Source organism: Burkholderia sp. Ax-1724, from assembly GCF_011752995.1.
GTDB lineage: Bacteria > Pseudomonadota > Gammaproteobacteria > Burkholderiales > Burkholderiaceae > Paraburkholderia.
Genome location: NZ_VWWL01000003.1, coordinates 146,394 through 169,877, shown reverse-complemented (window position 1 = coordinate 169,877; position 23,484 = coordinate 146,394). Strand labels below are relative to the sequence as shown.

Below are 23,484 nucleotides of genomic sequence, written 5' to 3'. Positions count from 1 at the left end.
GAATGTCATTCGGCATTTCGGCAGCCACTCTCGCTGAAATCAGTCTCGCCGTGACTGCCGCAGGCGCCGCCGCGTCGGCGTACGGCGCGATCAAACAGGGGCAGGCCGCGAGTGCGGCCTCTGACTATCAGGCTCAGGTCGCCCGGAACAACCAGATCGTCTCCAACGCTTACGCCAAGCAGGCGCAGAGCGACGGCGAGAATCAGGTTGCAGCGAAGCAGGCGCAGACATCGCAGATGATCGGCGCCGAGCGCGCGGCGATGGCCGCGAACGGTGTCGATCTCGATAGCGGCAGCGCGCTGCGCATTCAGGGCGACACCGCGAAGCTTGGTGATGTAGATGCGATGACGATCCGCAACAACGCGGCCCGGCAAGCGTATGGCTATCAGCTGCAGGGCCTGAGCTACTCGCAGCAGGCGGGACTCGACGAGGCCTCGGCATCGAACGCCAAAACGGCCGGATACCTCGGCGCATTCTCGTCGATTGTTAGCGGTGCGTCGAGCGTCGCCGGCAAATGGGCAGGCTACAAAACGAACGGCATATTCGGCAGTAGCTACGACTCGTCGTTTGATAACCCCGCTGATTATGGTTGAGTGAGGCTATGCCACAAGTTCCCGTCCAAGCCACGCAGACGCAATTCGGCCAGGTCCATGCGGCGTACGACACCGTGCAGGCGTCGCCGGATGCTTTCGGTGCACAGATCGGTGTCGGCGCGCAGCGTGTCGGTGCTGCCGCTGATCAGGCGTCAAACACCCTGTCGCAAGCCGCTATTGCATTTCAGGGTCTGCAGAACGAGACCCTCGCGAAGACCGCCGATATCGGGCTTGCCTCGAAGCTGACCGACCTGCAATTCGATCCGCAGAGCGGTTACGGCACGAAGCTCGGCAAAGACGCTGTCGACGGCTATCAGGACTACCAGAGCTCGGTTCAGCAGGCCTATGCAGACGCGCGCGCGCAACTGCCGAACCCGGCCGCGCAACGCATGTTCGACGGCGCGGCAGTGAAGCGCGTCGAGTATGCGTTGTCGAGCGGAGCGCAGCACGCAGCCCAGCAGAACAAGATCTGGCAGGTCGGCACCGCCGACGCCCGCGCGAACCTCGAAATGAACGTCGCCGCGAACTACTACAACGACGATAACCGGTTCGGGCAGGCAATCTCGACGGTCAAGGACGAGGCGCTGCAGATGGGTGAACTGCAGGGCTGGTCGCCGGATCAGGTCGCCGCGAAGCAGGCTGACTACGTGAGCAAGGCGTGGCAGCAACGGATCATGCGTTACGCGCAGCAAGACCCGGTTGCCGCGCAAAACATGTACAGCGACAACCAGCAGCAGATCAGCGCTGCGGATCGCCCGAAACTGGAAAACTATCTAAAGACGAACGTTCAGCCGGTGCTCGCGCGCAACATCGTTTCGAACATCATGCAGGGCGGCGCGACGGTCGACGGCGCGACGCTGCCCGCACTGCACGATGCAGTCATGAAAGCCGAGTCGAGTGGCAATCCGTCGGCGGTCGGACCGTACGTCGCAGGACAGGGCACGGCCAAGGGCAGCATGCAGGTGATGGACGCGACGAACTGGGGTCCAGGTTTTGGCGTTCGTCCGGCAGCCGACAACAGCCCCGAGGAGCGCGCGCGGGTCGGCCATGACTACCTCAACGCGATGATCGCCCATTATGGTGGCGACCAGACGCTGGCGCTCGCAGCCTACAACTGGGGACCGGGCAACGTCGACAAGCTGGTGCAAAACGCCCAGTCGGCTGGTTTGCCGGCCAACGACGCCCAACTCGTGTCGAAGATGCCGGCGCAGACGCAGGCTTACGTCTCGAAGATCAACTCAGCTGTACCGCCGAAGGCCGGGACGCCTCCGACCAGCGACGATCCGCGCGCTCACCTGTCCGACTGGCAGTCGCAGGCGAGTACCCTTGCGACGAACCTGTATCCGAACGATCCGACCTTCCGCGACGCAGTCGTCGGCAACCTGTTCAATGAAACGGACAAGGTCGTGGCCGGCCAGCAGGGTCAGCAGATGGCGGCTCGCGACTCGCTGGTTGCGAGCGCGATCGGATCGAGCGGTGGCTCGAAGCCCACCACTCTGGCCGATCTGCTCTCGACGCCGGATGCGAAAAACGCGTGGGCGACGCTTCGACCTGAACAGCAGGTCGGAATCATGGATCTCGTCGACCATAACGCGAAGAACAGCGATCCGCCGGTCAACTATGCGGCGCTTGCGACGATATATCGCCTGAAAGGCGAGGCTGCGAATGACCCGACTGCTTTCGCGAACGAAGATCTGTCGAAGTATTTCGACACGTTGCCGCACAGCTTCACCGAACAACTGATCAACCTGCAGGCCTCCGCGACCGGCCGCGCGCAGCGCGACGAAACGAAGGCAATGAACCTTGAGCACGCCATGGCCATCGCGCGTGCGCCACTGATGGCAGCCGGTGTCCATATCCCGACGGCAAAGGATTCGCCGGACAAGGTGCAGGACTACAACACGTTCACGGGCCGCATGTCCCAGGCGCTCGACGATTTCTATTCCGCGAACAAGCGTGCGCCGAACGACAGCGAACTGCGCGACCTGACGAATGGGCTGCTACAGCAGGGCGTCGACACGAGCAAATCATCCGGCCATCTCTGGTGGTCCGGGCCCGCGCCGGCGCGCGCGTTCCAGGCTGACCCGGGGAATTTCCAGGTTCCGGCACCGTCGGCCGAGCGGGACAAGATCGTCGCGGCGTTCCAGCAGGCCCACCCCGGACAGACGCCTAGCGACACACTGATCAACCAGATCTATACGCAATCGCAACTTGTTGGCAAGAAGCCGCGCAACGCTCGCGCGGGCGCCGCGCCGGTCACGTCGACCGTTTCCAACCCGTTCCAGGCCAATCAATAAATGGCAGATTACGCCGACATCATTCAATCGATGGACGCCGCCGTGTCGCAGCCGGGGATGCCCGCAACCAACGCAACCCAGGATGCGCCAGCGGCCGGCCAGCAGAGCGACAACCCGTATACCGACATCATTCGGCAGATGGACATGGCGACGCAGCGCGCCGCGACCGACAACCTGCTGGCCGCGCAAACCTCGAAGCCTGACGCGGCCGCGCGCGCGATGCAGATCGCGCCGCAGGTCGGCGCGCCGGCACCGGCTGTCGAGGCCAGTTTACCGTCGTACGAGCAGCAGCTTCAGCTCCAGCAGAATCGCCAGATCATGCAGGCCAACCCTGTGCTGGCGCAGTGGGTTGCGGCGAACCCGCCGGCGGCGCGCGTCGCGCAGGACGACTTCGACAAGCTGGATATGGTGTCGAAGACGCTGGCGTCGATCAAAAGCGGCGTCGTGTCGGCGATCGGGCAGAACCAGCTCGGCCGTCTATACAACATGAAGCAGGCCGCTGGGGTGGCCGGCATGCCGACGCCCGATACCGACGAGCAGATCGCCCAGACCGAAAACACCCTCGCGCAGCAGCCGCACGCGCAAGGCCTGTACGGTACGGCGCAAAGCTTCAGCTCGTTCGCGGCAGGCCTCATCGACAACATCGTTTCGGGCGCGCCTGAGGCCGCCGGCGGCGCGGCAATCGGCGCGGGGGCGGCCGGCATTGGCGCGATCCCGGGCGCGATCGCCGGCGGCGTGATCGGCATGAAGGCGGACATGGCGCGTGTGAGCGCCGGCCTGACCTATCGCGCGCTGACGAACGTGCGCGGCGCCGGCGGCGCCGAACTGTCCGAGCCGTCGAAGCAGATCGGCGCGCTGCTCGCGGGTGCGCTGACCTATGGCGTGGCCGGGATCGGCGGCGGTGCAGCCGCGAAGGTCGGCAGTGACGCGATCGCGCCGTTTGTTTCTGAGGCCGTCAGCGAGGCGATGACGCGTCCGACGGTCGCGGCTGCACTACGCACGGCAGCGCTCGCGGCGGCGAAGGGTGGCGTTCAGGGCGCGGCATTGAATGCGGCGATGGACGGCGCCCAGATCATTGGCGAGGAGGCCGCGAAGCAGATCAGCCCGGGCGACTTCCAGACGGTGTTCAATGACCCGACGACGCGCCAGCAGGCAATCACGCGTCTCGCAGACGCTGCCGAGTCGGGCGCCCTGCTGTTCGGCGGTATGCACGGCGTCGGCGCCGGCATTCATTTCGCTGGCGACATGATGCGAGTGCGACAGGCCCAGAACGACGTCGCGATGTTCCAGCAACTGCAGGACGGAGCGGCCGCAAGCGTGACCCGAGGGCGTTCGCCGGAGGCATTCCAGAGCTTCATGCAGTCGCAGACCGACGGCACGCCGGTCGAGAATCTGTTCGTGCCGGCCGAGCGCATCGCGCAGCTGTACCAGTCGAAAGGTGTCGATCCGACGGGAGAATCAGACCCGCTATTCGGCTGGATGCCGGACATGCAGAAGCAGCTCGATGAAGCGCTGCCGCTCGGTGGCGACGTCGTGATCCCGACGGCAGGCTACCTGACGCACGTTGCCGGCACCGACGTGTCGCGCGAGCTGCTGCCCGACATCCGCGTGCGGCAGGACGGCATGTCGATGAACGACGCGAAGGCGTTCATGCAGTCGTCTCGCGAGGGCCTCGCGAACGACGCGCAGCAACTGGTCGGCGCCGAAGACCCGGTCCGGCAGATTTTCGACGACGTGCTGCGCCAGTCTCGCGACTCGGGTTTTACGGACGACGCTGCCCAACAGTATGCGTCCCTGTTCGCGGCTCGCTACGGCGCCCGCGCGGCGCGTCTCGGCGTCGACCCGATGGAGTTGTACAGGCAGTCCGGCGTCGAGATCAAGGCGGCCGACGGCCAGCCGACATCGGAGCTACGTCAGGACGCTAAAACGGGTCCGTTTGGCCCGATGTATGAGCAGTTCGCTGGTGACGCGAAAGGCGCGATCGACCATCTGAAGGAGCAGAAAACGGGCGAGGCGATCAGCGCGCTAAATCATCCGGAGATCGGCGACATCGACCTGCCTTGGGGTAAGGAGGGAACTGGTAACAGCGATGGCTATGGACTGGCCAAGTTGCTGAAGTGGCACCCGGAAGTGGTCGACGACTTACAGAACATTGTCTCGTCGATGAAAGTCGTAAAGCGCAGCGATAATCGCGCCAGGCTTGAATCGGCAGACCATGAGGGCGCCGTTCGACTTCAGTGGGATGGGATGGCCAAGAAGTGGCTTCTAACAGCCTACGAGAAGGAGAAAGGAGACGCCACTGGCCCGACGACGAACACGGCCGGCACGGAAGGTCAGGGTGACTCGCCTGACCGCGCCTCCGAGGACATTATAGACCAACGTCTGACCAAGTTCTATCAGGAGCAGGGCGACGCGGTGCCCGAGGACGCCCGCGGCTCAATCACGATGGGCAATGGCAAATCGCTGATCGAACTCTTTCGCGGCCGCGACCTCTCGACGCTGCTCCATGAAAGCGGACACCTCTGGCTCGAAGAGATGCGCGCGGACGCGGCGCGGCCCGATGCGCCGCAGTCGCTGAAGGATGACCTTGATACCATCACGAAGTGGATGGGCGTCGACGACGCGTCGAAGATCGAGGTCGAGCACCACGAGCAATTCGCGCGCGCGGCAGAAGCCTACTTCATGGAGGGCAAAGCGCCGAGCAGTGCGCTGGCCGGAGCATTCGCGAAGTTCAAGTCGTGGCTGACCACGATCTACAAATCGATCGCGAGTCTGAACACGCCGATCAACGACGATATCCGCGGTGTGCTTGACCGGCTCGTCGCGACCGATGAGGAAATCGACAGCGCGCGGCGTGCGCAGCACCTTCGCGCGGCGTTCACCGACCCAGCATCGGCCGGAATGACGGACCGCGAGTTCGCCGAGTATCAGAAGACGCTCGACGCTGCAGGCACTGCAGCCGACAGCGAGCTCCTGCCAAAGGTGATGGAACATGTGCGCAAGAAGCGCCAGTCTGACTACGATGCCTACCGAGCGAAAGTGAAGGCGCAAGTCACGCGCGAGGTCGACGCTCGGCCGGATATCGCCGCACTCGAAACGCTGCGCAACGGCCAGCTTGGGGAGGGTGCCGAGGGCGTCAAGATCGGCAAGCTGTCCGCGAAGGACGTCGACGCGGCATATGGCGCTGGCACCGCAGAAAAACTGCCGAAAGGCGTCTCTGTCAAGCGCGGCGGCTTTCATCCGGACAACCTCGCCGACGTGCTCGGATTCGGCTCGGGCGACGAACTTGTACGCGCACTGGCCGGCCTCGAGCAACAGGAGCGCGACATCCGCCAGACACCGGGCGAGCGCCGTACCGCGCGGCAATACATCATCGACCGTCGCACGGACTTTCGCATGTCCGAGGAGCGCCCTGACATCCTGACGGACGGTTCGATCCGCGACGAAGCGATCGACGCGATCCACAACCAGGAGATGCAGAAGGCTTTGCAGATCGAGCTGCGCACGCTCGGGCGCCGCATTCATCAGGAGGCATTCTCGGCAGACGACGCGCGGCAGTGGGCGAAAGAGCAGATCGCTGGCAAGACGGTTCGAGATGTGCAGCTGACGGGCAAGTACTCGCGCGCCGAGGCGATTGCAGCGCGCCGCGTCGAGCAGGCACTGGTCGACGGCGACCACGCTGGGGCGTATGTGGCGAAGCGCCAGCAGGTGCTCAACCATCATCTGTTTGTCGCGGCACGCAATGCGGCCGAGGAGATTCAGGCCGGCTCGAAGGAACTGAACCGGTACGCGGACCGCCGCACGATCAAGGGCATGTCGCAGGAATACCTCGACCAGATCCATGCGCTGCTTGATCGTTTCGACTTCGGCGACGCGTCGCAGAAGGAAGTCGCGCGCCGTCGCGGGCTGCGCGAGTGGGCCGACCGGCAGCGCGCCGACGGCGAGGAAATCTATGTTCCGACCGAGCTGCTCAACGAGGCGTACCGCAAGCACTTCAGCGAACTGACGGTCGATGAGTTCCGAGGCCTGCGCGACACGGTCGAGAACATCGCGCACATCGGCAAGCTGAAGCAGACGCTGCTCGATGGCGCCGATGAGCGCGACTTCGATTCGGTGGTCGGCGAGGCCGTCGCAGCCATCGACAGACTTCCCAGTCAGAGCATTCCGCTTGAGCGCAATCCCGGCGAAGGTGGTCGTGGCCTTGATCGCATTAATGCGAAGTGGCTGAACGCTAAAATCAGTCTGCGCTCGCTCGACGCGTCGATGCTCAAGGTGGAGCAGATGGTCGACTGGCTCGACGGTCATGATTCAAATGGCGTTTTCAATCGAGTTGTATTCCGACGCCTGGCAGATGCCGGCGTGCGCGAGAACGACCTTCGTTCGTATGTCGTCAGCCAGATGCGCGAGCTACATGACAAGTTGCCAGCGAGCGTGACGAAGGACTGGCTCAACCGCTACGAGCTGCCCGAGCTGAAGGACTCACGCACAGGCGAGTCGTCGCGCATGCTCAAGAAAGACATCATCGCAATGGCACTGAACGTCGGCAACGACAGCAACTTCGCGAAGCTGATGGAGGGCGAGGGCTGGAATCGCCAGTCGATCTGGGCAGTGCTCAATCGCCATATGACGAAGGCCGACTGGGACTTCGTGCAGGGCTCGTGGGATCTTATCGAAACGCTCTGGCCGGAAATCGAAGCAATGGAAAAGCGCCTGTCCGGCGTGGCACCCGACAAGGTGCGCGCGACCGAGGTGGCGACACCGTTCGGACGGTACCGCGGCGGCTACTACCCGGCGATATATGACCCGCTTCGAGCGTACGACGTTGAGCTAAACCGGCAGAAATCCAGCGACCGGATGTTCGAAAACAACTATATCCGAGCCACTACCGACAAGGGCCATACGATCGAGCGGATTCAGGACTATTCGAACCCCCTCTACCTGAACCTCGACGTGCTGCCGCGGCACCTGACCGGCGTGATTCATGACCTCGCGTACCGGGAGGCAGTGATGGATGCCGACCGGTTCCTGAGCGACGAGCGCGTGCGCGCGGCAATCGAAAGCAAGATGGGGCGCGAGATGTACAAGCAGTTCCGCCCGTGGTTGCAGGCTATCGCGAACGATAAGGTCTACGACCAGCGCGGTCTCGCGTGGTGGGATCGTGCCGCGCACTTCGCGCGCACGAACGCGACGATTGTTGGCCTGGGCTTCCGCTTCACCACGATGATGATTCACGGCGGTAGCGCGCTCTCAAACTCGGTTGGTGAGATCGGCCCGCGGTGGATGGCATCAGGCATTCGCGCATTCGACACGCCATCGAAGTGGGCGTCGACGCGCGACTTTGTGTTTGAGCGTTCCGGAGAAATGCGTAACCGCATGAACGAGGTTGATCGCGACGTGCGCGATGCACTGCGCGAAATGGAGACGCACGGCAATCAAAACCCGGCCCAGAAGGCTTACGACGGCGCCCGGCGGTTCGCGTACTACGGCATTTCGATGCTCGACATGGGTTCGGCGATGCCGACATGGGTCGGCGCATACAACAAGGCAATGCACGAAGGCATGTCGGAGCAGGACGCCGTCTATTCGGCTGACAAGGCGGTGCGCAATGCGCACGGCGGCGGCGGCACGAAAGACCTCGCGGCGATCCAGCGTGGCCCCGAATTCCAGAAGCTGTTCACCATGTTTTATAGCTTCTGGAATCACTTCTACAACCGTCAGCGCGACATTGCGCGGCGCGCCGGCGACGCGATCGATCTCGCGCGCCAAGGTGACTATCACGCGGCGGCGCGCGACTTTGCGATGGTGGCAGCGCGGTCGTGGTTTTACTTCGTCATCCCCCAACTGATCCACGCCGCATTCAAGCCGGCTGCGTCGACGCAGAACGATGACGGTCAATCATGGGCCTCGTGGGCCGCCGAGGAAATCGGTCTCGGTCTCGTGTCCGGCGTACCAGTGCTGCGCGATATCGCGAGCGCAGCTGCGAGCGGCCGCGACTACGAGGCGACGCCGGCAGCGCAGATGGTCAATAGCGTGCTCAAGTCGGGGAAGGACATCGCGGCAGCGACCGGGATGTCGGATCACGACGTGTCCGACAAATGGGTAAAGCACGCAGTGCAGAACGCCGGCTATGTATTCGGCCTGCCGACCGGGCAAGCGTCAGGCAGCGTCCAGTTTCTGTGGGACGTAATGCACGGCGATCAAGACCCGAAGGATGTTTCGGACTGGCTGCACGGGCTCGCCTACGGAAAAGTGAAGGAGTGACATGACCATTTCGAGTACCGCCAACAAGGCGATCTGCTACGGCAACGGCGTTGCGACCAGCTTCCCGTATGGGTTCCTGATTCCGAACCAGAGCCAGCTTTCCGTTTTGCTCACGGACCCGTCGGGCAACATCACAACGCTGTCGCCCTCGCAATATGCCGCATCAGGCATCGGAAACAAGTCCGGCGGCGCGATCACGTATCCGCTCAGCGGCGCGCCGCTTGCGTCGGGGTGGTCGATCACCGTCTTGCGCACGCTGCCTATCGTGCAGCAGACCGACATCGTCAATCAGGACGGCTTTTACCCTGACGTGATGGAGTCCGCGATGGACTACCAGACGATGACGCAGCAGCAGCTTGCCGAGGCTCAGAGCCGCGCTCTCTCGTTCCCTGTCGTTGACGACCAGACGGCTATTACGCCGCTCCTGCCGGCTGCCGCGGCTCGCGCGCTGAAGCCGCTGATATTTGACGGTTCCGGCGGCGTGACCACGGGCCAGCAGGCGTATATCGAACCGCAGACGCTGCTCGACCTGGCAAAAGCTGTTGCAGAGCTACTGGTGGCCGGCGTCTCGCCAGGGGCGGGAACCGGTACTTTTCTCGCCGATGGCGCTAGCGCCGTTGTGCGGACCTTTCAGGACAAGATGCGCGACGACCTGAGCGTCGACGACTTCACCACGTTTATCGCGGCTTGCAACGCATCGATTCAGAAAGGCCGATACGTTCGGTTGCCGGGCCGCAACTTCAATCTTCCAGCAGACACCGTTATTCCGCCCGGCGCGGATGTGCGCGGGGTGAGGGGGCAGACGACCATTACGATCTCGGGCGACAACACGAGCGATCTGCTCATCTGCGGCGGCGGCAATATTTCCCTGAGAAGCATTGGCCTGATCGGTGGTCGCTATGCGCTCAACCTCAACGGCAATAGCCGATGCGTTGTCGACCGATGCACCGTCACGGGCACGGCCCAGCACGGCATCTATTGCGATGGAGCGCAGAACAAGTTCTACGACAATGACCTGAGCGGCTGCGGCCTGACGGGCATTGCGCTGGTCGGCGCCGCCGCGCAATTCAATCGGGTGATCGATAACGATGGTGGCAGCAACGGCAGCTTTGTTGTCTGGGTATCGGGTGGCGCGAACCGGAACATCCTGCACGGCAACAAGACGTTCGGCGGGAACGCCGCAGAGCTGATAGGCGTCACCTATGACTCGCACGATAACCGCATCATCGCGAACCATGCGGAGGGCACGCTCGATAACGGCATTTCGGTGACCGGCTACCGGAATATCGTGAAAGGAAATTTTTGCATTGGGAACGCGAACCACGGCATTGGCATCTACGGCGAGCGCAACACCGTCACCGGCAACACCTGCACGAACAACGGTCAGGCGAATCTGACGGCCGGCAAGCTTCCGTACGCCGGCATTGCGATGACGCCGGCGTTCGGCGGCCTGGCGCGCAAGAACATTGTCTACAACAACGTGTGCGATGACAATCAGGCGGTCAAAACCCAGCAATACGGTATCAAGGTAACGACCAATTCGCATATCCAGTGGACCGCTGGCATGACCGTCGGCGCAGCCACCGCGTTTTGCTTCAATGGGCTGTTCATCTATCACACGACCGACGTAGAGACGGCCGGGACAATTCCACCCACCCACACCAGTGGGACCGCGAGCGATGGGAATATCAACTGGACTGTCGTGGCATCGAACCGATTTTCGCTCGCCGACACCCCAACCTATTGGTCGGCCGGTCTCGTGGTTGTGGCAAACACCTACGTTCGCTATCTCAACAACACATACGTCTCTGCCGCGGCGGGCACGACCGGCGGCGCGGGGCCGACCCACCTGAGTGGAACGGTCAGCGATGGCGGCGTGCAATGGACGTTCGTCGAGCAATACCCGAACAACCTTGACGGATGGGACAACGAGATCGGCGTCAATCAGGCGAACGGAAATGCGCTGGGCGAGTGGGTCGTTCTCACATCAAACGCACAGCGCATCAAGCAATCCGGGATTATCCGTAATAGCGTCGATGGTCGGCAGATTACGGCCGACATGCTGACGATCGCGCAGTACCCCGAGGGGGCGCTCACCGCCGCGACAGGCTCGATCGCTCAGCGCACCGATTCGTCTGTCGCGCCCGGCATTGCGCTGTTCTCGAAACAGAGCGGCTCCAGTAACACCGGATGGCTGCCGGTCGCGCTCCGACACCAGGGGCTATCCGCAAATCGCCCGGCCCTCGGTGCGCTCGGCCTTGGAGTGCGCGGATACCAGTATTTCGCCACCGATATTGGCACCCAGGGAACATGGATCACGTGGCAAGGCACGCAGTGGTTTGACCCAATCAGCGGCAATACCTACCCCGACGTTTAAAGGTGGACATATGGCAATTACAAAAACGCTTACCTATTGCGGCATTCAGATCCCGAACGCCTATATCCGGATCATGGCAGTCAGCGGGAAGCTGTCCGTAGGCATCTACGTGACGTTGCACGCGGACCGAGGACAGCAGGCCTACGACACGCGCGAGTACAACTTTACACCCAACCTGACCAGCCCGATCCTGACGCAAGCGTATGACTTTCTGAAGGTCCAACCGGAATTCGTCGGTGCGACGGACGTGCTCGAGTCTGGCCAAACTGCATAACAACAAAAAAACAAAAACTCGCTTCCAATCATCGGGGAACTATGTGGACGAAAAGCGAAACCTCACCGAAGCCGATGTGACGGCGATTGCCGAGCAGATCGAGCGTGGAATACTCAACCGGCTGCAACTCAATGTTGGGCGTGGGGTGTTAGGCCTCGCGTGGAAATGGCTGCTGACGGGCGTTCTGTTGCTTGCCGCGTATGGTGCCGGCGGCGGCTTCAAGAAGTGGGGGGCGTGATGCAGGTGCTACGAAAACTGCGAAGCGCGCACCGGCGCCGGTCCGTCCGAACCCTGTCGATCGGCGCCATCGTATCCGCGGTCGGCGGCGCGTGGGCGGCGGTCCCGGGTTCGTGCGTGGACAGGCTGCCGACATGGGTAGTTTTTCTGGTGCCTGCGTTGATCTTCGTTGCCGGCCTCGTCTGCGCCGGATCGGAGGACTAATGCCATTCCGACCACAGAGGCGAAGCCTTGCGGCGATTGTCGGCACAGCAGCGGCGGCCGGCCTGTTGACGGCGGTCCCGAAGTTCGAGGGCGTTTCCCTCGTCGCATATCGGGATCCAGTCGGCGTCATGACTGCATGCATCGGCGAAACGCGCGGCGTCCAGGCTGGCGAACGATTCACTCTGGCCGAATGCACCGCGAAGCTGGAACCGCGGCTGGCGGGGTTTGCCGAAGACGTCGATCACTGCACGCCGCTGGCCGATCGCACGCCAGCGCAGCGCGTCGCGATCATCGACTTTGCCTACAACGAAGGTTCGGGCACCTACTGCCGATCCTCGATCGCAGCGAATTTCCGTGCCGGCAACATCGCGGGCGCCTGCCGCTCGTTCAACGAGTCGCCGACCGGCAAACCGCAATACGTTACGGCGGCCGGCGAAGAACTGCCCGGCCTTGTCAAACGGCGCGCGAAGGAGCGCGCCTGGTGTGAAGGGAGAGAAGCGCCATGAACGGATATTTCCTCACCGGCATTGCGTCCGGGCTGCTCGGCATCGCGATCGGCGGGGGCAGTGCGTACACGTGGGAGAGCAGCGCGTTGCAGGCCGAGAAGGCCACGCATGCGCGCGACAACGAGCAGCACGCCAACGATCTCAACGCTATTTCCAAGGCTGCGCTGGACGCCGAGCAGCGTGCCATCCACGACCACACTGTGGCCGAGGGGAGGATCACCACACTCGGCGACCAACTGACGAAGGAGAAAGAAGCCCATGAAGCCGACAACGCTCGTAATCGCGCTGCTATTGCTGACGGCACTCGCCGGCTGCGCATCGCAGTCACCAACTTCCATCCAGCCGGTGGCGAACAAGCCGATACCACTGCCGGCTCCAGCGACGTGGGCGATGGAGCCGCCGGCACAGCAGAGCTTTCACGACCGTTTGGACTCGCTCTTTTCTCCATTGCCGACGACGCCGACGCCGATCGGCGGAAAGTGATTTACCTGCAAGGCTACGTCTGCGCCATTCGCCCCGAGACGGTCGGATGCACGACAACAGCCATTGGCGCCACCGATACAGGAGCAAACCATGAGCAATAGAACGCGCCGCGAGTTTGATTTCCCGAGTGGCCCCGCGATCGACATATTTCCGATCACGCCCAGCGATGCAATCCCACTCGCCGAGGTAATCACGCGGATAGTTTGCACTGGAGACGCCGGAAATATCTGCGTGCAGACGGCGGCCGGGAACCAGCAGACCGTTCCAATAGGGGCGGGCGCAGCTTACGATGTGGCGATCACACAGGTCTTTGCGACGGGCACCACAGCGACTGGGCTGGTCGGACTAGTATAGAGGCACCCAAACGGTTTTACGGGCGATGAGGCGAGGGGGTGGATTGAATGACAGCTTTTTGCCAGCATTGCCAATCCGGCCTAGCATTTACGGGAAGTTGAAGGGGTTCGAGTCCCCTCCCTCGCACCATTTATCTGTAGCGAAAAACCCCGTCAAGTCTTTGGACCGACGGGGTTTTTTGTTTTGCGTTCAGGCTTTTTGTGCCTGGCTTGTCACACGGCCTCTGCCCGCGGTTGCATGCATGCGGGCGCGGGCGCTGTGCCAGGTGGCCGCTGGCGCCGAGCGAGCGCTGCAGGCGCGATTCAGGCGTCCGGCGTTCCCGGCTGCTGCTGCGAGCCTGGCAACTCCGCCTGAGCGGCACCTTCGAGGAAACGGCGCGTCGATTCGAACGCCTGCAGCATCTGATCCGGCCACGGCGTTTGCAGCATGACTGCCTGATGGTTTTCGAATGCCGACGACAGCAGTTTCGCCAGTTCGGGCGAACGAAGATGACGCAGCACGACGCTGAGCGCGATCGCTGTCGCCTGGCTCGCGCCGGCGGTCTGGAGTTCTGACGCGGTGAGTGCCGCGAGCTGTTTGTTGATGTCCACTACAACTTCCCTGGATGAAAAAACGAATGAAGGCGCGCTGGCCAAGGCCGGATTCTGACATGCGTGGCCGGTTGTCGCGCGGTGGCGCGTTATGCCCGCGCTTGCACTTGCACTCGCCGCGCGTCGTGCAAGCGCTACTCGCGCGCTAGCATCGCATCGATGACCTTGTCGAGTGCGGTGCCGAACGCGGCTTTCTCGTCGTCGTCGAGACAGGCGAACATATCGCCGTTCCACCTGCGCGCGATCGGCATCACCTTGCGATACAGCGCGCGGCCCTCGGGCGTGAGCGACACCAGCACGACGCGGCCGTCGTCGGCGCTCGGCTGCCGTTGCACGAGCCCCTGGCGGATCAGCGCTTCGGCGGCGCGGCTCGCCTGGCTTTTGTCGAGATTGGCGTGCCGCGCCAGTTCCATGATCGAGAACGGCCCGAACGAGCCCACCGACGCAATCACGCGCGCCTCGGGCAGCGTCACGCCGAGCTTCGCCTGATAGCGCTCGCCGATGCCGCGCTCGGCCAGTTTGGTCAGCACATGCAGACGGTACGTGAGGAACTGCTCGAGCCCGGCTTTAACGGAGTCCTTCATGGTCGTCCCGTAGTGAGTGGAGCGGTCGTGGCGTCGTGATTGTTGCCGCAGCCGTTGCGCGGGTCAACGCACGCCGTATTTCAATCGGGTCAGCTGTTCAGCTTCGTTGGCGAGCAGGCGTGCAGCATCGCGAATCGCCACGTCGAGCGTGATCGGCCCCGGTGCCGGCGAAAAGCAGCCGCTGAAGTGTTCGGCAAGGCGCGGCAACGCGGCGGGATCGACGGCGCCCGAGAGCAGCGTGGCGGGCACACCCGCGGCACGTGCATGGGCGCAGGCGATGAAGGGCGCCTTGCCGTGCAGCGTTTGCACGTCCGAGCGGCCTTCGCCCGTAATTAGCCAGTCGGCGCCCGCGAGCGCGGCATCGAGCCCGAGTTGCCGCGCGACCGTTTCCGCGCCGGGCTCGAACTGCGCGCCGAGCATGTGCAGTGCGAAGCCCAGGCCGCCGGCCGCGCCCGCGCCCGGCTGATCGCGCGCGGTGCGCCCGAGCGCGGCTTCGAGCAGATCGGCAAAACGCGCGAGCGCGGCGTTGATCGGTGCGACCTGTTCCGGTTTGACGCCTTTCTGTGGGCCGAAGACGGCGGTTGCGCCGTGCTCGCCGGTCAGCGGATTGTCCACGTCCGACATGCCGACGAAGTTCGTGTCGGCGAGCCGCGCGTCGAGTTGCGAAACGTCGACGCGCGCCACATGGGCGAGCTGTTCGGGCGTACCTTCGAGCTCGTTGTCCTGCGCGTCGAACAGCTTCAGGCCGAGGCCGGTCAGGAGACCCGCGCCGCCGTCGTTCGTGCTGCTGCCGCCCAGCGCCACGAAAAAGCGCCGCACGCCGGCATCGAGCAGCGCGCGAATCGCTTCACCCATGCCGTAGGTGCTGCGCGCCTCGACGGGCACGCCCATTCCCACGGGGTCCGTAATGCCGACGATCTCGGCCGTTTCGACGATCGCGCTGCCGTCCGCGAGCAAGCCCGTAAGCGCTTCACGCAAGGGGCCCGCCGCGCCGCGCACACTCAGCGAGCGGCGTTCGCCGCCGCTCGCGAGCATGGCGTCGAGCGTGCCTTCGCCGCCGTCGGCCATCGGGCAGATGCGCACGCTGGCGTCGGCGCGCGCGCGCTGGATGCCGGATGCAATCGCCTGCGCGACCTGTTCTGCGCTGAGCGAGCCTTTGAATGAATCGGGAGCGATGACGATGACGGGCGAGGGCGACGAGTTCGGCATGGTGTCTCTGAAAAATTTGAGTCGTTGTGAGCAATGGCGCGGCGGGTGAAGCGAGTCGGCGATGGGCAGGCCCAACCGAGGTCGTTAGCTTAGCAGCATGGGCGCGTCGGCTGAATATGTCGAACGGCATAGGCGGAATCGGCCGGAAAGACACGGCAGTCGCATGCGCTCGAACGCAAGTTCGTCAAGCGCTCGCGCACGAGTACGAGGGGCTTGCTCGGCGACATCAGGAGGGCATTCGAAAAACGGCGCCATGCAGGCGAAAAACACCGCGAAATGGCCCACAAAGCGGCCTGAATGCGGGGAAAAATCGATGCAATCATCGAATCCCGGCTAAGCGCGCAAATAGTTTGCTAAAATATTCGGCTCTTTGGACTCAACCGTGCTGCCGGCGGCCTGCAGCCCGCGGCGCAGGCGCGAGATCGATGCAATCGCAGCGCAATCGGCGCGAAGCGACATCGAGCAGCGGCACGGAGAAGATATAACTGATTCGCTCGAATAATTTTAGGACGATTGAAGCCATGGCAAACGTTGTTGAAAACCTCGGCAAGCTCGAACGCCGCGTGACGATTTCCCTGCCGAAGGATGCCGTGCAGAAGGAAGTGGATTCGCGTATCCGTCAACTCGCGAAGAACGTGCGCATGCCGGGTTTCCGCCCGGGCAAGGTGCCGCTCAAAATGGTGACGCAACAGTATTCGGGTCAGGTGGAAGCCGAAGTGCTGAGCGACAAGGTCGGCAAGGAATTCTTCGACATCAGCCGCACGGAGAACCTGCGCGTCGCGGGCCAGCCGAGCTTCGCGCCGAAGGCCGAGGCCGTGGAAGGCAGCTACGCGTTCGACGCGACCTTCGAGGTGTATCCGGAAGTGAAGCTGGGCGACGTCGCCGAGGCTGAAATCGAGCGCACCACGACCACGATCAGCGAAGAAGAAATCGACCGCACGCTGGACATCCTGCGCAAGCAGCGCGTGCACTTCCACGCTCGCGGCGAAGCCGGCGAGCACGGCGACGGCGGCGCGGACACGGCGGCTAAAGACGGCGACCGCGTGACGGTCGACTTCGTCGGCAAGCTCGACGGCGAAGCATTCCAGGGCGGCAGCGCCGAAGACTTCGCATTCGTGCTCGGCGAAGGCCGCATGCTGCCGGAGTTCGAAACGGCGGCGCTCGGCCTGAAGGTCGGCGAGGCGAAGGAATTCGACCTGAAGTTCCCGGACGACTACCACGGCAAGGACGTGGCGGGCAAGACGGCGCAATTCACGGTCACGATGAAGAAGATCGAGTGGGCGCACCTGCCGGAAGTCGACGCTGAATTCGCGAAGTCGCTCGGCATCGAAGACGGCGATCTGACCAAGATGCGCACCGAAATCAAGGACAACCTCGAACGCGAAGCGAAGCGTCGCACGCAAGCCATCGTCAAGAACCAGGTGATGGACGCGCTGCTGAAGATCTCGGAACTCGACGTGCCGAACGCGCTGATCGAACAGGATCAGGAGCGCCTCGTGGCGATGGCTCGCCAGGATCTGGAGCAGCGCGGCGTGCCGAACGCGAAGGACGCGCCGATCCCGGCCGCGATGTTCAAGGAGCAGGCAGAGCGTCGCGTCAAGCTGGGCCTCGTGCTGGCCGAACTCGTGAAGGCTAACGAACTGCAGGCGAAGCCGGAGCAGATCCGCGCCGAAGTCGACGAATTCGCGAAAAGCTACGAAGACCCGAAGGAAGTCGTCCGCTGGTATTATTCCAACCAGCAACGTCTTGCTGAAATGGAAGCGTACGTCGTTGAAGCCAACGTCGTCGATTTCGTCCTCGGCAAGGCCAAGGTAACGGACAAGGTGGTGAGCTTCGAAGAACTGGCAAACGCAACGGCGCAAGCTTAAGCGTCGCTGCAACGCGGCGTGCCGGCTGTCGGAGCGACGGCCCGCACGCCGTTTTTTTGTGCTGTGAAGATGCGTAGTGCCGCATGCGATCGCGCGGCGCGCACGCACCGATCGTGCACTTGAATACGGGCTCGTCGCACCAACCTGTCTCGCATCTACATCCAGAATATTTCCAGACAAGGATCCATTGCATGACCTTTCGCGCCCAAATGCTGGACACGTTGACCTCCCAGTCGTCCCGGGATCTCGAAGCGCAGGCACTCGGTCTGGTGCCGATCGTCGTGGAAACGAGCGGCCGGGGCGAGCGCTCGTACGATATCTATTCGCGTCTGCTGAAGGAACGCATCGTGTTCCTCGTGGGCGAAGTGAACGACCAGACGGCCAATCTCGTCGTCGCGCAGATGCTGTTTCTCGAAAGCGAGAATCCGGACAAGGACATCTCGTTCTACATCAACAGCCCCGGCGGCTCCGTGTCGGCGGGTATGGCGATCTACGATACGATGCAATTCATCAAGCCCGACGTGTCGACGCTGTGCATGGGGCTCGCGGCGAGCATGGGCGCGTTCCTGCTGGCAGCCGGCGCGAAGGGTAAGCGCTTTGCGCTGCCGAATTCGCGCGTGATGATTCACCAGCCGCTCGGCGGTGCGCGCGGCCAGGCGTCGGACATCGAAATCCAGGCACGCGAGATTCTGTATTTGAAGGATCGGCTGAATCATCTGCTCGCACACCATACGGGTCAACCCGTGGAGCGCATCGCGCGCGACACGGATCGCGACAATTTCATGTCCGGCGATGATGCGCAAGCCTACGGCCTCGTCGATCAGGTCGCGCACAAGCGTCCTTGATCTGGTACGGTGTTGCCCCGCTGTTTTGTCCAGAATTGGGGCAAAAACGTCATCGGCTCGGTTGTGAAATGGTCAACATCCGTCCGGGCGTCTGCGGCAAACGCCGTTATCTTGCTCACTAGCCCTGTCTTGCCCGAACTGCGAGGCGGGGGCAAACGGCGTATCATGTAATCCGGTGTCCGGAGGCTCACACATCTATGGCGGACAAGAAAGGTTCTAACAGCGAAAAGCTGTTGTATTGCTCGTTTTGCGGCAAGAGCCAGCATGAGGTAAAGAAACTGATTGCTGGCCCGTCGGTGTTCATCTGCGATGAATGTATCGACCTGTGCAACGAGATCATTCGCGACGAAGCGGCGGGTGCGGGAATCGAGGCGGGCTTGTCGAAGTCCGACCTGCCGACTCCGCAGGAAATTCGCGAAATTCTCGATCAATACGTGATCGGCCAGGAGCGCGCGAAGAAGATTCTCGCCGTCGCGGTCTACAACCACTACAAGCGTCTCAAGCATCTCGACAAGAAAGACGAGATCGAACTCTCGAAGAGCAACATCTTGCTGATCGGCCCGACCGGCTCCGGCAAGACGCTGCTCGCGCAGACGCTGGCACGCCTTCTGAACGTCCCGTTCGTGATTGCCGACGCAACCACGCTGACGGAGGCCGGCTACGTCGGCGAAGACGTCGAGAACATCATTCAGAAGCTGCTGCAAAACTGCAATTACGAAGTGGACAAGGCGCAGCGCGGCATTGTCTACATCGACGAAATCGACAAGATCAGCCGCAAGTCCGACAACCCGTCCATCACGCGCGACGTGTCGGGCGAGGGCGTGCAGCAGGCTTTGCTGAAGCTGGTCGAAGGCACGATGGCGTCGGTGCCGCCGCAAGGTGGTCGTAAGCATCCGAATCAAGACTTCATCCAGGTCGACACGACGAACATTCTGTTCATCTGCGGCGGCGCGTTCGACGGCCTCGAAAAGGTTATCGTCGATCGCACCGAGAAAACCGGCATCGGCTTCGGCGCAAGCGTGAAGAGCAAGCAGGATCGCGACGCCGGCGAAGTGCTGCGTGAAGTGGAGCCGGAAGACCTGATCAAGTTCGGCCTGATTCCTGAACTGATTGGTCGTTTGCCGGTGGTTGCCACGCTCGGCAAGCTCGACGAAGCGGCGCTGATGAAAATTCTCGTCGAACCGAAGAACGCGCTGGTCAAGCAGTATCACAAGCTCTTCAACATGGAGCGTGTCGAACTCGAGATCCGGCCCGCCGCGCTGCAGGCCGTGGCGCGCAAGGCGATCCGCCGCAAGACGGGCGCGCGGGGTCTGCGCTCCATTCTGGAACAGGCGTTGCTCGACGTGATGTACGACCTGCCGCAAATGAAAGGCGTCAGCAAGGTCATCATCGACGACAACGTCATCGATGGCGACGGCAAACCGCTGCTGATCTACGAAGACGCGCCGAAGGTCGCGGGTTCGAACTGATCGGCTTTAGAGTTCTGCAAAAAGGCCGTTCATGGCGACGTGAACGGCTTTTTCGTTTATCGTGTGGTCAGGCTGATTGTTTTCACTATGGAGTCATTGAATCTTCGGAGTCTCTGAACTTTTCCCACACGCGAAGGCTTGCAATATTTTCTGCTGGCCTCACCTATCGAACGAACTGATTCCACTCATGGGGAAATGAAATGTCAGGAACCCAACTCCTCCCGCCGGAACGCATTACGCTGCCGCTGCTCCCGCTGCGCGACGTAGTCGTTTTCCCGCACATGGTGATTCCGCTCTTCGTAGGCCGCCCGAAGTCGATCAAGGCTCTCGAAGCAGCGATGGAAGGCGGCAAGCACATCATGCTCGTCGCCCAGAAAACGGCTGCGAAAGACGAGCCGACCGAAAAGGACATGTACGAAGTAGGGTGTGTTGCCAACATCCTGCAGATGCTGAAGCTGCCCGACGGCACCGTGAAGGTGCTCGTCGAAGGCTTGCAGCGCGCGAAGACGCTTTCCATCGAAGAGCAGGAAACGCAATTCTCGTGCGAAGTCATGCCGCTCGAACCCGACCACGCCGACAGCGCTGAAACCGAAGCGCTGCGCCGCGCGATCGTGTCGCAGTTCGACCAGTATGTGAAGCTGAACAAGAAGATCCCGCCGGAGATCCTGACCTCGCTGTCGGGCATCGACGAGGCCGGGCGTCTTGCCGACACGATCGCGGCGCATCTGCCGCTCAAGCTCGACCAGAAGCAGCACATCCTCGAGATGTTCCCGGTGATCGAGCGGCTCGAGCATCTGCTCGCGCAACTCGAAGCCGAGATCGACATCCTGCAGGTCGAAAAGCGCATCCGCGGGCGCGTGAAGCGTCAGATGGAGAAGAGCCAGCGCGAGTACTACCTGAACGAACAGGTCAAGGCGATCCAGAAGGAACTCGGCGAAGGCGAGGAAGGTGCGGACCTCGAAGAACTCGAGAAACGCATCACGGCCGCGCGTATGCCGAAGGAAGCGAAGAAGAAGGCCGACGCCGAGCTGAAGAAGCTCAAGCTGATGTCGCCGATGTCGGCGGAAGCGACCGTCGTGCGCAACTATATCGACACGCTGATCGGCTTGCCGTGGCGCAAGAAGAGCAAGGTCAACAACGACCTCTCGAATGCAGAACGCGTGCTCGACGAAGACCACTTCGGTCTCGAGAAGGTGAAGGAACGCATTCTCGAATATCTCGCGGTCCAGCAACGTGTCGACAAGGTCAAGGCGCCGATCCTGTGCCTCGTCGGGCCCCCGGGCGTGGGCAAGACTTCGCTCGGCCAGTCGATCGCGCGCGCGACGAACCGCAAGTTCGTGCGCATGGCGTTGGGCGGCGTGCGTGACGAAGCCGAGATTCGTGGCCATCGTCGTACGTACATCGGCTCGATGCCGGGCAAGATCCTGCAGAGCCTGACCAAGGTCGGCGTGCGCAATCCGCTCTTCCTGCTCGACGAAGTCGACAAGATGGGCCAGGATTTCCGCGGCGATCCGTCGTCGGCGCTGCTCGAAGTGCTCGATCCGGAACAGAACCACACGTTCGCCGATCACTACGTCGAGGTCGACTTCGATCTGTCGGACGTGATGTTCGTGGCGACGTCGAACTCGCTGAACATTCCGCCGCCGCTGCTCGACCGGATGGAAGTGATCCGTCTGTCGGGTTATACGGAAGACGAGAAAGTCAGCATCGCGCAGCGTTACCTGTTGCCGAAGCAGAAGAAGAACAACGGTCTCAAGGATGGGGAGATCGAAGTGACGGAAACCGCGATCCGCGACATCATTCGCTACTACACGCGTGAAGCGGGCGTGCGTTCGCTCGAGCGTGAAGTGTCGAAGATCTGCCGCAAGGTCGTGAAGATGCTTCTGCTGAAGAAGGCCGAAGGCGCGGTGAAGGTCGACGGCAGTAACCTCGACACCTTCCTCGGCGTGCGCAAGTACGACTTCGGTCTGGCCGCAAAGGAAAATCAGGTGGGCCAGGTCACGGGTCTCGCGTGGACGGAAGTGGGCGGCGATCTGTTGACCATCGAAGCCGCAGTGATGCCGGGCAAGGGCAATGTGATCCGCACGGGTTCGCTCGGCGACGTGATGAAGGAATCCGTCGAAGCGGCGCGCTCGGTCGTGCGTTCGCGTTCGCGTCGTCTTGGCATCAAGGACGAAGCGTTCGAGAAGCAGGACATTCACATCCACGTGCCGGAAGGCGCGACGCCGAAAGATGGTCCTTCGGCCGGTATCGCGATGACGACCGCGCTGGTGTCGGTGCTGACCGGTATTCCGGTGCGTGCCGATGTCGCGATGACGGGTGAAATCACGTTGCGTGGCGAAGTTCTGCCGATCGGCGGCCTGAAGGAGAAGCTGCTCGCGGCGCATCGCGGCGGCATCAAGCTCGTGCTGATTCCGGAGGAGAACGTCAAGGACTTGACCGAGATTCCGGACAACGTGAAGAACGCGATCGAAATCGTGCCGGTCCGCTGGATCGACAAGGTGCTCGAACTGGCGCTCGAACGTGTGCCGCAACCGTTGCCAGAAGAAGAGCCGAAGCCGGCAGCGCCTGTCGCGGCCGAGCCAGGCAAGGATTCCGCAACGGAAGTCGTGAAGCACTGACGCTCGCGAGAACACGCTAAAGCATTCGGTTGCGAAGTGCTCGGCTGAAGCAAAAAACCCGCGGTTACGGCCGCGGGTTTTTTATTGCCTGCGCGAAGTTCATAAAGTCCCGTGAGTGTCTTGCACGCTCACTTCAAAGAGACGCTGAAAGCGCGAACAGCGATTCATCGCAAACACGCACACCGTCGAGCCAGCCGTCGCAATATTGGCTGATCGAAAAGCGCTTCCAAAACAGCGCTCATCCGGCTCAACCCCGCTTGACACGAGGGTTTCGGCTAATTCTAATGAGCCGGCCCGGCATTGCCGCCGGTCGCGTGAAGCAGGCGCTGGAAAGCGCCATCACGATTCCATACACATTCTCGGGGGACAGGAATGAACAAGACGGAATTGATCGATCACATTGCGCAGCAGGCCGATATTTCGAAAGCTGCGGCAGGCCGTGCACTCGATGCCGTGATTACCGGCGTCAAAGGTACGTTGAAGAAGGGCGATTCGGTGACGCTGGTCGGTTTTGGCACGTTCGCAGTCGGCAGGCGTATTGCGCGCACCGGTCGGAATCCGCGCACTGGCGCCGAGATCAACATCAAGGCCGCGAAAGTTCCCAAATTTAGGCCTGGCAAAGCGCTGAAGGATGCGCTAAACTAACGGGCTTGCTGCTTGAGGAATCGCCTGAAATAGGTTGCTTGATCGGATCGCGGATCGGGCGCGTAAA

16 protein-coding genes and 1 tRNA gene are annotated in these 23,484 nt (G+C 62.3%); 14 read left to right on the top strand and 3 right to left on the bottom strand.

The genetic code is table 11. The features are described from left to right. Positions 1-2: 2 nt before the first annotated feature. The 9 genes from F3J19_RS04705 to F3J19_RS04665 all read left to right on the top strand — a co-directional run bounded on the left by F3J19_RS04705 (position 3) and on the right by F3J19_RS04665 (position 13,715). Positions 3-593, top strand: coding sequence for a hypothetical protein (locus tag F3J19_RS04705; RefSeq protein ID WP_167038301.1), 591 nt, complete (start codon positions 3-5; stop codon positions 591-593). Positions 594-601: 8 nt separating this feature from the next. Next, a complete protein-coding gene (locus tag F3J19_RS04700) occupies positions 602-2,890 on the top strand; it encodes a transglycosylase SLT domain-containing protein (RefSeq protein WP_167038299.1) in 2,289 nt (762 codons plus the stop codon). Then, on the top strand, positions 2,891-9,151 hold the full coding sequence (locus F3J19_RS04695; RefSeq protein ID WP_167038297.1) for a hypothetical protein: 6,261 nt from the start codon (positions 2,891-2,893) through the stop codon (positions 9,149-9,151). A 1-nt stretch (position 9,152) separates the two neighbouring features. Beyond that, on the top strand, positions 9,153-11,528 hold the full coding sequence (locus F3J19_RS04690; RefSeq protein WP_167038295.1) for a right-handed parallel beta-helix repeat-containing protein: 2,376 nt from the start codon (positions 9,153-9,155) through the stop codon (positions 11,526-11,528). A 10-nt stretch (positions 11,529-11,538) separates the two neighbouring features. After that, the gene (locus F3J19_RS04685) at positions 11,539-11,802 is read left to right on the top strand and encodes a hypothetical protein (protein WP_167038293.1); all 264 of its coding nucleotides are present in this window, start codon (positions 11,539-11,541) and stop codon (positions 11,800-11,802) included. Positions 11,803-11,845: 43 nt separating this feature from the next. Beyond that, complete coding sequence (locus F3J19_RS04680; protein WP_167038291.1) at positions 11,846-12,040, top strand: hypothetical protein; 195 nt, start codon at positions 11,846-11,848, stop codon at positions 12,038-12,040. Positions 12,041-12,242: 202 nt separating this feature from the next. Then, the gene (locus F3J19_RS04675) at positions 12,243-12,749 is read left to right on the top strand and encodes a lysozyme (protein ID WP_167038289.1); all 507 of its coding nucleotides are present in this window, start codon (positions 12,243-12,245) and stop codon (positions 12,747-12,749) included. Then, the gene (locus F3J19_RS04670) at positions 12,746-13,333 is read left to right on the top strand and encodes a lysis system i-spanin subunit Rz (RefSeq protein WP_167038287.1); all 588 of its coding nucleotides are present in this window, start codon (positions 12,746-12,748) and stop codon (positions 13,331-13,333) included. Before F3J19_RS04675 ends, F3J19_RS04670 begins: the two co-directional genes overlap by 4 nt. Positions 13,334-13,616: 283 nt before the next feature. After that, positions 13,617-13,715 (top strand) — tRNA-OTHER (locus tag F3J19_RS04665). Between the two features lie 173 nt (positions 13,716-13,888). Here the strand turns inward: F3J19_RS04665 and F3J19_RS04660 are convergent. From F3J19_RS04660 to F3J19_RS04650, 3 genes are all read right to left on the bottom strand, one after another. Beyond that, positions 13,889-14,176, bottom strand: a complete 288-nt coding sequence (locus F3J19_RS04660) for a hypothetical protein (RefSeq protein WP_167038285.1) — start codon at positions 14,174-14,176, stop codon at positions 13,889-13,891. Between the two features lie 134 nt (positions 14,177-14,310). Then, positions 14,311-14,760, bottom strand: coding sequence for a MarR family transcriptional regulator (locus F3J19_RS04655; RefSeq protein ID WP_167038283.1), 450 nt, complete (start codon positions 14,758-14,760; stop codon positions 14,311-14,313). A gap of 63 nt (positions 14,761-14,823) precedes the next feature. Next, the gene (locus F3J19_RS04650) at positions 14,824-15,969 is read right to left on the bottom strand and encodes a glycerate kinase (RefSeq protein ID WP_167038281.1); all 1,146 of its coding nucleotides are present in this window, start codon (positions 15,967-15,969) and stop codon (positions 14,824-14,826) included. 521 nt (positions 15,970-16,490) lie between these two features. On the opposite strand from F3J19_RS04650, the gene tig reads away from it, so the two are divergent. The 5 genes from tig to F3J19_RS04625 all read left to right on the top strand — a co-directional run bounded on the left by tig (position 16,491) and on the right by F3J19_RS04625 (position 23,417). Then, complete coding sequence (tig, locus tag F3J19_RS04645; RefSeq protein WP_167038279.1) at positions 16,491-17,837, top strand: trigger factor; 1,347 nt, start codon at positions 16,491-16,493, stop codon at positions 17,835-17,837. A 191-nt stretch (positions 17,838-18,028) separates the two neighbouring features. Next, entirely contained in the window at positions 18,029-18,682 is a 654-nt protein-coding gene (clpP, locus tag F3J19_RS04640; protein WP_167038277.1) for an ATP-dependent Clp endopeptidase proteolytic subunit ClpP, read from the top strand. A 197-nt stretch (positions 18,683-18,879) separates the two neighbouring features. Continuing rightward, positions 18,880-20,151: an ATP-dependent Clp protease ATP-binding subunit ClpX gene (gene clpX, locus F3J19_RS04635; RefSeq protein WP_085481416.1), complete on the top strand. Its 1,272-nt coding sequence runs from the start codon at positions 18,880-18,882 to the stop codon at positions 20,149-20,151. A 200-nt stretch (positions 20,152-20,351) separates the two neighbouring features. After that, positions 20,352-22,772, top strand: coding sequence for an endopeptidase La (gene lon / locus F3J19_RS04630; RefSeq protein WP_167038274.1), 2,421 nt, complete (start codon positions 20,352-20,354; stop codon positions 22,770-22,772). 372 nt (positions 22,773-23,144) lie between these two features. Then, positions 23,145-23,417: an HU family DNA-binding protein gene (locus F3J19_RS04625; RefSeq protein WP_167038272.1), complete on the top strand. Its 273-nt coding sequence runs from the start codon at positions 23,145-23,147 to the stop codon at positions 23,415-23,417. Positions 23,418-23,484: the final 67 nt, after the last annotated feature.

Excerpts from the sequence above, each read along its gene's own strand:
- F3J19_RS04685 (WP_167038293.1), top strand. The coding sequence starts at position 11,539 with ATGGCAATTACAAAAACGCTTACCTATTGCGGCATTCAGATCCCGAAC.
- F3J19_RS04695 (WP_167038297.1), top strand. The coding sequence starts at position 2,891 with ATGGCAGATTACGCCGACATCATTCAATCGATGGACGCCGCCGTGTCG.
- F3J19_RS04675 (WP_167038289.1), top strand. The coding sequence starts at position 12,243 with ATGCCATTCCGACCACAGAGGCGAAGCCTTGCGGCGATTGTCGGCACA.
- F3J19_RS04700 (WP_167038299.1), top strand. The coding sequence starts at position 602 with ATGCCACAAGTTCCCGTCCAAGCCACGCAGACGCAATTCGGCCAGGTC.
- F3J19_RS04625 (WP_167038272.1), top strand. The coding sequence starts at position 23,145 with ATGAACAAGACGGAATTGATCGATCACATTGCGCAGCAGGCCGATATT.
- F3J19_RS04650 (WP_167038281.1), bottom strand. The coding sequence starts at position 15,969 with ATGCCGAACTCGTCGCCCTCGCCCGTCATCGTCATCGCTCCCGATTCA.
- F3J19_RS04705 (WP_167038301.1), top strand. The coding sequence starts at position 3 with ATGTCATTCGGCATTTCGGCAGCCACTCTCGCTGAAATCAGTCTCGCC.
- clpX (WP_085481416.1), top strand. The coding sequence starts at position 18,880 with ATGGCGGACAAGAAAGGTTCTAACAGCGAAAAGCTGTTGTATTGCTCG.
- F3J19_RS04670 (WP_167038287.1), top strand. The coding sequence starts at position 12,746 with ATGAACGGATATTTCCTCACCGGCATTGCGTCCGGGCTGCTCGGCATC.
- F3J19_RS04655 (WP_167038283.1), bottom strand. The coding sequence starts at position 14,760 with ATGAAGGACTCCGTTAAAGCCGGGCTCGAGCAGTTCCTCACGTACCGT.
- clpP (WP_167038277.1), top strand. The coding sequence starts at position 18,029 with ATGACCTTTCGCGCCCAAATGCTGGACACGTTGACCTCCCAGTCGTCC.
- lon (WP_167038274.1), top strand. The coding sequence starts at position 20,352 with ATGTCAGGAACCCAACTCCTCCCGCCGGAACGCATTACGCTGCCGCTG.
- tig (WP_167038279.1), top strand. The coding sequence starts at position 16,491 with ATGGCAAACGTTGTTGAAAACCTCGGCAAGCTCGAACGCCGCGTGACG.
- F3J19_RS04690 (WP_167038295.1), top strand. The coding sequence starts at position 9,153 with ATGACCATTTCGAGTACCGCCAACAAGGCGATCTGCTACGGCAACGGC.